The following is an 11,995-nucleotide window of genomic DNA, read 5'->3' as shown; positions in this document are numbered from 1 at the left end:
CGATCAGCCGCAGGAGGGACAGGGCGTGCAGTCCCGGACCATCACGTCGTCGATGACCGGCCCGTAGGCGGAGTTGTTCGTGCTGGCGAACGCCAGCGTCGTGGAGGTCCCACGCGCCACGAAGGTCACCTCCTGGGTCACATAGCCCATGTTCCCGAAGGACTTGCCGGTGATGTCGAAGGTGAAGTTCCGGAAGTTCTGCCCGTCGACCAGCACCGCTCCGGTCTTCACGGTGGGACCGCCCGCCGGGTTGCCGGCCAGGGAGTACGTCACCGTGTACCGCTTCCCCGGCACCGTCGTGAAGGTCTGCGCCACCGTGCCGGCGCCCGTACCGTTGAGGTCCACGGACTGGCCCCCCTCGGCCGCCTGCCAGAAGCCGTCCCCGATATGGTCCACGTTTCCGGATGTGACCTTCCACGGCCCGATGGTCCCCCCGGCCGCCACGGTCCCGAACGTGTTGGCCCCCACCGCGGGCGTCTCGAAGCTGCCGTCGTCGAAACGGCTGACGGCGGCGGCCGACGCGGCACCGGCCCCGGTGCCGGCCAGCACGCCGGCGACGGCGAGTGACGCGACAAAAATGCGAATAGGCGACATGTTCCCCTCCAGTGCGACACATTCGGCAATGCACCGAATTGCTTGCGCGGCAGAATCTTCCGCACCAGAGGGACACACGCCAGAGCCCCACCCCCGGCGCACGGTGGTGCGGACCGAGTCAGGTGCGGCTGGTGCGCCGGTCGATCACGCCTGCCGCCCCTCGGGGAGCGGGGTGGCCGCGTGGCAGCCCGGGCCGCCTTCATCGCTGCACATCTGACCTGCTCGCGCCGCCGCCGCTAAGCTGTTCGGATCGGAGGTGGCGGTGGCGGCACACTCGAATTCGCATTCGCATTCCCGTGCGCGGGGGGTTTCGCGGGGGATGACGAACGACATCCAGGAACGCATCAAGCGGCTGATCATCGACCAGCGGCTCCGCTCGGGCGCTCCGCTGCCCACCGAGACCGAGCTGATGGAGCTGCTGGGCGTCAGCCGCAACTCCGTGCGCGAGGCGCTCAAGGCGCTGCAGGCGATGGGGCTCGTGGAGATCCGGCACGGCTTCGGGACGTACGTCGGGCCCATGTCGATGGCGCCGATGATCGAGGGGTTGATCTTCCGTACCGTCGCCGGGCACTACCGGGGCGAGGACAGCCTGCTGGAGCTGCTGGAGCTGCGCGAGGCCGTCGAGACCGGACTGATCGCGCGGCTGGCCGGGCGCATCCCGGAGGCGGATCTCGCCGAGCTGGACGCGGTCGTACGGCGGATGGAGGCGGAGGCGGCGGAGGGCTCGGTGCGGGCCGAGACGGACCGGGCGTTTCACGCCGCGCTCTACGGGAGCCTGGACAACACGCTGCTGAGCGAGGTGCTGGAGGCGTTCTGGGACGCCTTCCACCGGGTGCGCACCGATCTCGTGGACGTGCCCACGGATCCGAGGGTCACCTGCAAGCAGCACCGGGAGATCCTGGAATCGGTGCGCTCGGGGGACGCCCTGCGGGCCGAGGGCGCGATCCGCGACCACTTCGGGAACATCCGCATCCGACTGCGTTCGGCGCATCGCGAGTAGGCCGATTTCAAGCCGGGAGTCGGGGTCCACCCCTTGCCCATATTTGTCCGATAAACAGACCGTTCACACTTGCGATCATCGGCGTCTGTTCGACACCCTGCAGTGAGGCGCATTCGCATCAACTCCGCCTGACCAGCGAGCAGTTGAGGCACGCCCTGGGGGATACGGATCAAACGAATTCGTTTACCGCGCAAACATCCGGAAGGTAGCCATTCCATGTCCGTAAGGTCGGCTGCCTCCACTATCGTTCCCCTGCGGCCGAAGGGGGGCCGGGGGGCCGACAGAACGTGACGGCACGCATTCAGTCATGCGTGCGGGGGGATAACTCATGACGTCGACGCCGACTGGCGCCCGCCATCCGTCGTACGGCGGGTACGACTCGTCCAGCACCACGCGCCTGCGCATCCCGCGGCAGCACCAGACCGCGCCGGACCGGCACCGGCCCCGGCGGCGGCCGCTGCCGAAGTACGACTACGAGCACTACAGCAGGCTCGCCGGACCGCTGACCCAGCCCGAGCCCGGCACGCCGTACCGGGTGCGCTACCACAGCCTGCTCGCCGAGGAGCCGCACCGGATCCGCGCGGCGCTGCTGCTCGGCGCCGCGCCGCTGGTCTCGCTGGGGCTGCTGATCTGGCTGATGCAGCCCGCGCACTGGACCAGCCGGGAGGGCACCAGCCCGGTCCTGGCGGTCATGGACATGGTGATGCTGGTCTCGATAGGGCTGATCGAGTTATTCCGGACGATGAACGTCGCGTCCAACGCACATGCGACGCTCGTCGCCCGCGACCCCGTCCCCGTCGTGCCCGAGACCGGCACCAAGGTCGCCTTCATCACCACCTATGTCCCCGGCAAGGAACCGCTGGAGATGGTGCGCAAGACCCTGGAGGCCGCGATCCGCGTCCGGCACCGCGGGGTGCTGCATGTCTGGCTGCTGGACGAGGGGGACGATCCGGAGGTCAAGGAGGTCTGCCGGCGGCTGAACGTCTACCACTTCACCCGTAAGGGCGTCGAGAAGTGGAACCAGCCCAAGGGACCGCACCGCGCCAGGACCAAACACGGTAACTACAACGCCTGGCTGGACGCCCACGGCGAGGAGTACGACTTCTTCGCCTCCGTCGACACCGACCATGTGCCGCTGCCCAACTATCTGGAGCGGATGCTCGGCTACTTCCGCGATCCGGACATCGCCTTCGTCGTCGGCCCGCAGGTCTACGGCAACTACGACGCGGCCGTCACCAAGGCCGCCGAGAGCCAGCAGTTCCTCTTCCACGCACTGATCCAGCGGGCCGGGAACGCCTATCGGGCGCCGATGTTCGTGGGCACCAACAACGCGGTGCGGATCAGTGCCGTCAAGGGGATCGGCGGGCTGTACGACTCGATCACCGAGGACATGGCCACCGGATTCGAGCTGCACCGCCACCGCAATCCGGCCACCGGCCGCGCCTGGGGGTCGGTCTACACCCCCGACGTACTGGCGGTCGGCGAGGGGCCGAACGCCTGGACGGACTTCTTCACCCAGCAGCTGCGCTGGTCACGCGGGACCTACGAGACGATCGTCAAGCAGTTCTGGAAGGCGCCGTTCTCGCTGCCGCCCGGCAGGCTCTTCAACTACTCCCTGCTGGTGATCTTCTATCCGATGTCGGCGCTCAACTGGATCCTGGCCGCGCTGAGCTGCGCGCTGTTCCTGGGCTTCGGCGCCTCCGGCATCGAGATCGACCCCGCCATCTGGATGATGCTCTACGGCAATGCCTCCGCCCTGCAGATCGGCCTCTACGTCTGGAACCGGCGGCACAACGTTTCGCCCCATGAACCGGAGGGGTCCGGCGGCGTAGCCGGAATGGTGATGTCGGCGCTGGCCGCGCCCATTTACGCCCGCTCGCTGCTCGACACCGTGCTGCGCCGCAAGAGCCGCTTCGTGGTGACACCGAAGGGCGACTCCGCGAGCCCCGACACCCTCTTCGGCACCTTCCGGACCCATCTTTTCTTCCTGGCGGTCTTCGGCGGGTCGCTCGCCTCTTCCTTCTACTTCGGCCACAGTCATCCAGCGATGACCGTTTGGGCATCAATTGCCCTGGCTGTCACAGCCGCGCCGATCATCGCCTGGCGGTGGACCGTCCGCCAGGAGAAACGGAACCCGCAGCCCGCACTTGGGGGACGATAAGAAGTGAAGTACCGACCGAGTCGCCGCACCCGTCGCTTCGGGATCGGTGCGGCGGCAATCACCGTGCTGGCCGGGATGAACGGCCCGGCTCTCTACCGTTTCAGCTCGGACAAGTACCACGCGTACAAAATCAACCAACCGGAGTACAAGGCGGAGAACGGCCACTGGGATGTGGTCGATGTCCCCGAGCAATACCGGATCAATACGATCCACGCCGCCCTGCTGCATACGGGCAAGGTGCTGCTGGTGGCCGGCTCCGGGAACAACGCCAAGAACTTCGACGCCAAATCCTTCCGCAGCGTCCTGTGGGACCCGGAGAAGAACACCTTCACCAACATTCCGACCCCCAAGGACCTCTTCTGCTCCGGGCACTCCCAGCTCCCGGACGGAAAGCTGCTGGTGGCGGGCGGCACCCAGCGCTACGAGAAGCTCAAGGGCGATGTCGAGAAGGCGGGCGGACTGATGTTCGTCCACAACGAGAGCCCCGACAAGCCGAAGACCTTCCCCGCCGGAACCCGCTTCACGGGGAAGGAGAACGGCAAGACCTTCGTGTCCAAGGACCCGCTTCTCGTTCCGCGCGCGACGAAGAAAACGAACAAGAAGACCAAGAAGGTCACGGTCAGCGCGAGCACCGCGCGGGTCTATGTGGAGGCGCTGCGCAAGGGCAGAAAGCACCAGACCGGCACCGAGGACAATTACCGGATCGCCGGGCTGAAGGGCAAGGACCGGCAGAACTTCTACGGCATCGCGCAGAAGCTGTCGTTCGACAAGAAGGACTTCCAGGGCATCAAGCAGGCGTATGAGTTCGACCCGGTGGCCGAGCGGTACATCCCGGTCAATCCGATGAACGAGGCCCGCTGGTACCCGACCCTGACCGGCCTCCAGGACGGCAAGGTGCTCGCGGTCTCCGGGCTGGACGAGATCGGCCAGGTGGTCCCGGGGAAGAACGAGATCTACGACCCCAAGACCAAGAAGTGGAAGTACCTGCCCAAGCAGCGCTTCTTCCCGACGTATCCCGCACTGTTCCTGACCGGCAAGGGCCGGATCTTCTACACCGGCTCGAATGCCGGATACGGCCCGGACGACAAGGGCCGCACCCCCGGCATCTGGGATCTGAAGAGCAATCGGTTCGACGTGGTCCCGGGCATCAGCGACCCGGACGCCCTGGAGACCTCGATGTCCGTGCTGCTGCCGCCCGCACAGGACCAGCGGTACATGGTGCTGGGCGGGGGCGGGGTCGGCGAGGACGCCAAGTCCACGGCGAAGACCCGGATCGTCGATCTGCGTGCCGATAAGCCGCGCTTCAAAAACGGTCCGGAGCTGTATGCGAAGGCGCGCTATCCGAGCAGTGTGATCCTGCCCGATGACACCGTCCTGACCACCAACGGCTCGGGCGACTACCGGGGCCGCAGCGACACCAATGTGCTCAAGGCCGAGCTCTACACCCCGAAGACCAACACCGCACGCTCGGTGGCCGACCCGCTGGTGGGCCGCAACTACCACTCGGGGGCGCTGCTCCTGCCGGACGGCCGGGTCATGACCTTCGGATCGGACTCGCTCTTCGGCGACAAGGCCAACACCAAACCGGGTGAGTTCCAGCAGCAGATCGACCTCTACACCCCGCCGTATCTCTTCCGCGACTCCCGTCCGAAGCTCACCGACACCGCACCCAGGACGGTCAAGCCGGGTGCGAAGACCACCTACCGGACCGCGCACGCATCGGCGATCACCAAGATGCGGCTGATCCGGCCCGGGTCCTTCACCCATGTGACCAATGTCGAGCAGCGGTCGATCGCGCTCGACTTCACGCGAACGAAGGACGGCGTGACGGTGACGCTGCCGAAGGACGCGTCACTGGTGCCGCCGGGGTGGTACATGCTCAACGCGGTGGACGACCAGGGCACACCGTCGAAGGCGGTGTGGGTAAAGGTGCCCGCGCCCACGAAGAAGTAACAGCCGCCCGGCTGTCCTAACCGACCTAGCTGTCCTAGCTGTCCTTACGGTTGGCGTTACGGGCGAGATCGAGCGCGTACCGGGGCCACCACCGACCCGCGGTGGGACCGCCCTTGCAGGTGCCGTCCGACTCGCCCGGACGCTTGATCCACAGATAGGCGTCGACCAGCTTGTCCCCGGTGTCGGTGGTCGGCCGCTCGCCCAGCGCCCGGCCCTTCGGATTGCACCACGCCTGCGGGTCGTCCTTACCGGGGGCCGGGCCATTGCCGTTACGGCTGGTGTCGATCACGAAGGGCTTGCCGCCGGTCAGCGCGGACAGCCTCTTGCCGTACGCCCTGTTCTCCTGGGTCGTCTGGTAGTTGGAGGTGTTCAGCGCGAAGCCGTCGGCCTTACGGATACCGGCCCGCTTCAGCGGCTCGACCATCCGGCGCGGGTCCTTGATCCAGTGGGGGTTTCCGGCGTCCAGATAGACCTTGGTGCGCGGCAGCCCCTTGAGCTTGTCCACAGCGCCGGTCAGTAAGTCGTACCGCTCCTCGTGGAACTGCTTGGGCGTACAGCCGTCCACCACGTGCGGCAGCGCGTCGGGCTCCAGGACGACCGTCGCCCGCCGGTCGCCGATCCCCCGGACCGCCTTGTCCAGCCAGGTGCGATAGGCGTTGCCGTCGGCGGCGCCACCCTTGGAGTACTGCCCGCAGTCGCGGTGCGGGATGTTGTAGAAGACCAGCAGCGCGTCCCGGTTCACCTGATCCGCGGCCGCGGTGAACCCCCGCGCCTGCCCCTCCGGATCGTCCACCCCGAGCCACTCCGCGACGGGCTGCTCCGCGATCTTCTGTATCAGCCTGGCCTCGCCGTCCGCCCCCTTCTTCCGATACGCCGCCACCTGCCGCGCCGCGCTGCCATCCGGATTCACCCAGTAGGGAATCGTGGACTTGGGCCGCTGCTTCGCCTGCCCGGCGAGGGAGGCATGATCGCTGTCACCCTTCGAGGCCCCAAAGCACCCGGAGAGCACCACACACGACAACAGCGCCCCGGCGGCGGAGAGCGCGCGAGTGCGAGTGCGGATGCGGATGGTACGGGCAACGTGACGCGAACGGCCGGTGTAACTGCCGTACATCCACTCCCCCTTGGGTGCACGCTCCGGGGAACAGACGGTGATCCCCCGGCGGGACAAGACCGGTCGAATCAATCCTTACACACCGCCCCGAACCACCGCGGCCTCATCCACAACCCACCCGGTTTTTCGCCCGTACGCCACCCCGCGGGAGGGGCGCAGCCCCGAGCAGGGGTCCGGGGCCCAGCCCCGAGCAGGCGTGCGGGGCCCAGCCCCGAGCAGGCGTGCGGGGCCCAGCCCCGAACGGGCTCCGGGACGCAGTCCCGAGCGGGGATGCGGGACGCGGAGCCCCGAGCAGGGTCTGGGGCCCAGCCCCCAGCGGGGGCAGGGGCGGAGCCCCCAGGGGGGCAGGGGCGCAGCCCCGAGCAGGGGTTCGGGGCCCAGCCCCGAGCCGGGGGCAGGGGCGCAGCCCCGAACAGGGTCCAGGACCCAGCCCCGAGCCGGGAGCAGGGGGCGGAGCCCCGAACAGGGTCCAGGACCCAGCCCCGAGCCGGGAGCAGGGGCGCAGCCCCGAACAGGGTCCAGGACCCAGCCCCGAGCCGGGAGCAGGGGCGCAGCCCCGAGCAAGGTCCAGGACCCAGCCCCGAGCCGGGAGCAGGGGGCGGAGCCCCGAGCAAGGTCCAGGACCCAGCCCCGGGCGGGAGCAGGGGGCAGGGGGCGCAGCCCCAAGCGGGGGGCGGGGGCGCAGCCCCGGGTGGGGTTCGGGGCGCAGCCCCGGGTGGGGTTCGGGGCGCAGCCCCGGGTGGGGTTCGGGGCGGAGCCCCGAGGGGGTGCAGGGGGCGCAGCCCTCTGGTTTCGGGGAGGGGTGGGGTGGGGGATTTGCCCGCCGCAGGCGACCGCACCGCCTAGTGCGCATTGCGGCTCCCGGCCGACACATTGTGGGCGGAGCCCGTCGTGCCGGTCAGGTAGGCCGAGACGACGACGTTCGCCGTATACGTGCGCGTCGAGCGGTTGAACTTCCCTCCGCAGGTGATCAGCCGCAGCTCCGCACGGTCATGGGACCGTGACCCGTACACCCGTCGCGCATCGAAGTGCTTCTCCGGCACCACCTCGACGTCCTCGACCGTGAACTCCGCCGTCGTACCGTCCGATCGCGCGACCCGCACCCGCTCCCCCCGCTTGAGGTCGCTCAGCCCGTGGAAGACCGCCGGTCTGCTCTTCGTGTCCAGGTGGCCGACCAGCAGCGCGGCGCCCGGGGAGCCGGGCTCGGGGCCGGCGCGGTACCAGCCGACCGTGCCGGGGCGGCTGACGGACGGGGGCTTCACGGCTCCGTCGCGGTCGAGGCCGCTGGCCACGATGGGGGCGCGGACCCCCGCCGCCTCGATGACGACCCGCTTCGGCCGGGCGGACGCCAGCGGCGCGTGCGCCGGGGGCAGCGGATGGGCGGGCGGGCGGCCGACCGCGGCCACGTCCCCGGTCATCGGCGCCGGACCGCCCGTTCCCTCCGTGGTGTCCCGGCCCCACATCCACAGGCCGAGCAGCAGCACCACCCAGGCCACCCCGGTGGCCAGCCGTCCGAGGCCGGAGAAGCGATTCCCGTCCACGTTCCCGTCCATCTCGGTGTCCATGTCCATGGCGATCAGCCCGCCGTACCGGAGGGATGGCGGCGGCGGTGGACCGCGAGGCCGCCGACGGCCAGGGCCGTACCGCCCGAGAGCACCAGGCCGTACGCCTCCGCACCGCCGATGTCATCGCGTGCTCGGGTCTCGTCGGGCGCCGTGCCGCCTCCGCCCGCGCGGACGGGGGCGACGGGCGAGGGCGGGCGTTCCACGGCGAGGGAGACCCCGCCCATGCCGCCCTTACCGTCCTCACGGCCCTCACGGTCCTCGCGAGCGAGGCCGTCCGCGCAGTCCACGGTGACCCGGTGCGCCCCCTTGGTCGCGGTCGAGCGGATCGTCGCCTCGCTGAAGAGCGCGCCCCCCTCGGGGGTCAGCTCCGCGTCGTCCACGAACACCGGTGACGAGGCCGTGGCCTCCCGTTCAGGGCAGCCGAAGGCCCAGACCTCTACCTCGGCGCCGGGGGCGAGGGCATGCGGACTGATCCGGATCGTGGTGGTGGCGGAGTGGCGCTGGTCGGCGAGGGCCGGAGCAGCGGCCGTCACCGCCGCGACGGCGGCGCATGCTGCGGTACAGAGAGTGAGTGCGACGATGCGCATGGTGAGAACCTCCCGATACCAAGAGGCTCACGCGCCCGGCAGGGGCCCGCATCCGCTGCGGGCGCCTACTGCGCCATCCGGGGCACAGGGGGCACCCGGAGGGTCAGGCAGGGGCCACCGGCGGGTCAGGCAGGGCCCCGGCGGGTCAGGCGATGCGTTCCACGAGATCCGCGATGGAGTCGACGACCGTGGACGGGCGGTACGGATACCGGTCCACCTCTGCCGCCTTGGTCACCCCGGTGAGCACCAGGAAGGTCTCCATACCGGCCTCGAGCCCGGCCCGGACATCGGTGTCCATCCGGTCGCCGATCATCGCGCTGGTCTCGGAGTGGGCACCGATCGCGTTCAGCCCGGAGCGCATCATCAGCGGATTGGGCTTGCCGACGAAGTACGGCTTCTGGCCGGTGGCCTTGGTGATCAGCGCGGCCACGGAGCCGGTGGCGGGCAGCGCACCCTCCGCGGAGGGGCCGATCTCATCGGGGTTGGTGGCGATGAACCGCGCACCGTCGTTGATCAGCCGGATGGCCTTGGTGAGCGCCTCGAAGCTGTACGTACGGGTCTCGCCGAGCACCACATAGTCCGGCTCGACATCCGTAAGGACGTAGCCGATGTCGTGCAGCGCGGTGGTCAGCCCCGCCTCCCCGATCACATACGCGGTGCCGCCGGGGCGCTGCTCGTCCAGGAACTGGGCGCTGGCCAGCGCCGACGTCCAGATGTTGGCCACCGGGACGTCCAGCCCGATCCGGGACAGCCGGGCATGGAGGTCGCGCGGGGTGTAGATGGAGTTGTTGGTGAGCACCAGGAATGGCGTGCCGGACTCGCGCAGCCGCTTGACGAAGGCATCGGCACCTGGCACCGGTATGCCCTCGTGCATCAGGACACCGTCCATGTCGGTGAGCCATGACTCGATCGGCTTGCGCTCTGCCACTGGTTGCTCTCCGCTCGGAATCGACCTTTGGCGACGACCTCAGCCTAACCGGGGAAAGTCCTGGGGAGACCGCCCCGTGTCCGGGAGCACAATGCGTTCGCCGTCCGTTCGCGCCCCGTCCCAGCGCGACAGATCCGCACAGGTGTCTGATCCTGAGGGAGGGGCGGATTCCGCCCCTCCCTGGAACGAGCCGGACCGTAAGGAGGCCGCGATGGGCATGATGGACAAGCTCAAGGGCGCGATCAGCAAGAACCCCGACAAGGCTCGGAAGGGCACTCGCAAGGGGGCCGAGGCCGCTGACAAGAAGACGGGCGGCAAGCACTCGGAGCAGATCCAGTCCGGCTCGGACAAGATCGACGACGAGCTGCGCCGCCGGGGCGAGGGGCCCCGGGGCCAGTAGCTCGAAATCGGGGACGTCGGGGCTTCAGGTCCCCGAGCGCCGGGACCTCACCACGAGGACGGTGCCACAGGTCACGAGCGCGGCGCTGATGACGCCGAGCCCCGCGAGCAGGGCGGTGTGACGGCCCGTCGCGGCGAGTTCGGGCATCCGCTCGCGCTCGTGGCCGCCGTCCTGCTCGTGACGTCCGTCGGCGCCGGTGCCGGTGCTGGGGTCGGCTTGGGACTCACGTCCGGGTTCGGTTTCGGCTCCGGGGTCGGTAGCCGGGTCCGTTTCAGCGCCGGGGTCCGTTTCGGTGCCCAGGTCGGATTCGGCGCTGGGGTCGTCGGTCTCCGTGCCTAGCTCGGTGTCGGTGCCCAGGTCGGTGCCCGTACCGAGGTCGCTGTCCGCGTCGAGGCCCTCGTCGAGGTCGGTACCGGTACCGACCTCGGCGTCGGCGTCCGTCCCGGTGTCCGTACCTGCCTCGGTGTCGGCGCCCATATCGGTGTCGGTACCTGTGTCGGCGTCCGCGCTCGCGTCCTCGCCGAGGTCCGCGTCCGTGTCGGTGTCCATGTCGGTGTCGACATCAGTACCCGTATCCGCATCGGCATCGGCATCCGCTCCGGTCTCCGTGTCCGTTTCGGCACTGGGATCGGTGTCGACGTCGGCCTCCGCGCCGACGTCGGCGTCCGCGTCCGCCTCCGCCTCCGCGTCGGCATCAGCGTCGCTGTCGGCACGGGGCGGCACTACGGCCGGATGGCTCTCCTCATGGCTTGCGCCGGAGCTCGGCGTCCGGCTCGGCGCGGCGGGGGCGGAGGGCCGGGTCTTCTCGGGCGTTCGCGTCGGAGCGGCCGTGGGGCTCTTGGAGCGGGTGGTCGGCTGCGGCGCGGGCTTTGTCTCGGTAGCTCCGTGGGTAGCGGCTCCGGCGCCGACACCGGCATCCGTCTCCCTGTCCCTGACGGCGCCCGTAGCCGCCCTCGTCCGCGTTCCGGTACCCGCCTGGGCCTCCGTGCCCGTCCCGGCCTCCGTACCGGCACCCGCACCCGTGCCCGTGCCCGAACCCGCCCCCGTCGCCGCCGGGCCGATGCGGAATTCGTAGTCGTTCGACTGTCCCACCCAGTCGCCGTCGTCCGCGCGCCGCTGTACGGCGATGGCGTTGGCCGTCACCGGCCCCTCGGGCGCGTCCTCGGTGAAACGCGTACGCACCTGGACGTCGACGGTCTTGTGCGCGGGCACGGTGAAACCCTTGAAATGGCTGTTGTCGAAGACCCCGATGTTCTCGTCCTCGTCCGTCGTCTGGAAGGAGACGGCTCGCCAGGTGGCGCCGCCCTCCGCGGACGGGTCCAGGAACTCGAAACCAATATGGCGGGGCCGCAGTTCACGGGCCTGGTCGATCAGAACGGCGATGGGGTGGATGGCACGGCAGCCGGTGTCCGTGGCGTTGCGCAGTTCGAGGTGCCAGCCGCGCCAGCCGCCGCCCCGGGCGTACTGATCCGGCCCATCGCGCAGATGGGCCTCGATCGGGAAGTCGGAGGCGTTCCGGCCCCCGCAGGCGGCGGACTCGGCCTCGGCGGCGTACACCGGGATTCCATAGAGGGCGGGGGCGAACGCGAGCGCGGCCGCCGGAAGGACAGCTCGTAGGGACAGTGCGGTGGGCAAGCGCATGAGTGACCTCTGCTGTGCGGGGTTTCCCCGAGCACTGCGCTACATTCCGCGT

10 protein-coding genes are annotated in these 11,995 nt (G+C 69.6%); 4 read left to right on the top strand and 6 right to left on the bottom strand.

All coding sequences use genetic code 11. The features are described 5' to 3' along the window. Nucleotides 1-3: 3 nt before the first annotated feature. Complete coding sequence (locus J5X86_RS29710) at nt 4-594, bottom strand: choice-of-anchor C family protein (protein ID WP_208519778.1); 591 nt, start codon at nt 592-594, stop codon at nt 4-6. Between the two features lie 319 nt (nt 595-913). On the opposite strand from J5X86_RS29710, the gene J5X86_RS29705 reads away from it, so the two are divergent. The 3 genes from J5X86_RS29705 to J5X86_RS29695 all read left to right on the top strand — a co-directional run bounded on the left by J5X86_RS29705 (nt 914) and on the right by J5X86_RS29695 (nt 5,708). Continuing rightward, complete coding sequence (locus J5X86_RS29705) at nt 914-1,594, top strand: FadR/GntR family transcriptional regulator (protein ID WP_208519777.1); 681 nt, start codon at nt 914-916, stop codon at nt 1,592-1,594. A 328-nt stretch (nt 1,595-1,922) separates the two neighbouring features. After that, on the top strand, nt 1,923-3,755 hold the full coding sequence (locus tag J5X86_RS29700; RefSeq protein ID WP_208519776.1) for a glycosyltransferase family 2 protein: 1,833 nt from the start codon (nt 1,923-1,925) through the stop codon (nt 3,753-3,755). 3 nt (nt 3,756-3,758) lie between these two features. Further along, nucleotides 3,759-5,708 carry a galactose oxidase-like domain-containing protein gene (locus tag J5X86_RS29695; protein WP_208519775.1) on the top strand — a complete coding sequence of 650 codons (1,950 nt, stop codon included), beginning with the start codon at nt 3,759-3,761 and terminating at the stop codon, nt 5,706-5,708. Between the two features lie 34 nt (nt 5,709-5,742). Here the strand turns inward: J5X86_RS29695 and J5X86_RS29690 are convergent, their stop codons facing one another. The 4 genes from J5X86_RS29690 to J5X86_RS29675 form a co-directional block, all read right to left on the bottom strand. Continuing rightward, complete coding sequence (locus J5X86_RS29690) at nt 5,743-6,822, bottom strand: glycoside hydrolase family 6 protein (RefSeq protein WP_208519774.1); 1,080 nt, start codon at nt 6,820-6,822, stop codon at nt 5,743-5,745. An 842-nt stretch (nt 6,823-7,664) separates the two neighbouring features. After that, nucleotides 7,665-8,393 carry a class F sortase gene (locus J5X86_RS29685; protein ID WP_208519773.1) on the bottom strand — a complete coding sequence of 243 codons (729 nt, stop codon included), beginning with the start codon at nt 8,391-8,393 and terminating at the stop codon, nt 7,665-7,667. Nucleotides 8,394-8,398: 5 nt separating this feature from the next. Then, nucleotides 8,399-8,974: a hypothetical protein gene (locus tag J5X86_RS29680; RefSeq protein ID WP_208519772.1), complete on the bottom strand. Its 576-nt coding sequence runs from the start codon at nt 8,972-8,974 to the stop codon at nt 8,399-8,401. Between the two features lie 145 nt (nt 8,975-9,119). Continuing rightward, complete coding sequence (locus tag J5X86_RS29675; RefSeq protein ID WP_014061019.1) at nt 9,120-9,902, bottom strand: HAD-IIA family hydrolase; 783 nt, start codon at nt 9,900-9,902, stop codon at nt 9,120-9,122. Between the two features lie 211 nt (nt 9,903-10,113). Between J5X86_RS29675 and J5X86_RS29670 the strand changes: the two genes are divergently transcribed. After that, nucleotides 10,114-10,302 (top strand): antitoxin, encoded by a 189-nt coding sequence (locus tag J5X86_RS29670; RefSeq protein ID WP_078641677.1) that lies wholly within the window; start codon nt 10,114-10,116, stop codon nt 10,300-10,302. A gap of 24 nt (nt 10,303-10,326) precedes the next feature. Here J5X86_RS29670 and J5X86_RS29665 read toward each other — a convergent pair whose 3' ends face one another. Next, on the bottom strand, nt 10,327-11,943 hold the full coding sequence (locus J5X86_RS29665; RefSeq protein WP_208519771.1) for a hypothetical protein: 1,617 nt from the start codon (nt 11,941-11,943) through the stop codon (nt 10,327-10,329). Nucleotides 11,944-11,995 lie beyond the last annotated feature (52 nt).

The organism is Streptomyces sp. NEAU-YJ-81 (assembly GCF_017592595.1).
In the GTDB taxonomy this organism is placed as follows: Bacteria; Actinomycetota; Actinomycetes; order Streptomycetales; family Streptomycetaceae; genus Streptomyces; species Streptomyces hygroscopicus_B.
The sequence above is the reverse complement of the archived record's forward strand: the minus strand, read 5'-3'. Positions and strand labels throughout refer to the sequence as shown.

What these genes read in the sequence shown, in the direction of transcription:
- J5X86_RS29710 (WP_208519778.1), bottom strand. Translation starts at nt 594, where the DNA reads ATGTCGCCTATTCGCATTTTTGTCGCGTCACTCGCCGTCGCCGGCGTG.
- J5X86_RS29705 (WP_208519777.1), top strand. Translation starts at nt 914, where the DNA reads ATGACGAACGACATCCAGGAACGCATCAAGCGGCTGATCATCGACCAG.
- J5X86_RS29700 (WP_208519776.1), top strand. Translation starts at nt 1,923, where the DNA reads ATGACGTCGACGCCGACTGGCGCCCGCCATCCGTCGTACGGCGGGTAC.
- J5X86_RS29690 (WP_208519774.1), bottom strand. Translation starts at nt 6,822, where the DNA reads ATGTACGGCAGTTACACCGGCCGTTCGCGTCACGTTGCCCGTACCATC.
- J5X86_RS29685 (WP_208519773.1), bottom strand. Translation starts at nt 8,393, where the DNA reads ATGGACATGGACACCGAGATGGACGGGAACGTGGACGGGAATCGCTTC.
- J5X86_RS29680 (WP_208519772.1), bottom strand. Translation starts at nt 8,974, where the DNA reads ATGCGCATCGTCGCACTCACTCTCTGTACCGCAGCATGCGCCGCCGTC.
- J5X86_RS29670 (WP_078641677.1), top strand. Translation starts at nt 10,114, where the DNA reads ATGGGCATGATGGACAAGCTCAAGGGCGCGATCAGCAAGAACCCCGAC.
- J5X86_RS29665 (WP_208519771.1), bottom strand. Translation starts at nt 11,943, where the DNA reads ATGCGCTTGCCCACCGCACTGTCCCTACGAGCTGTCCTTCCGGCGGCC.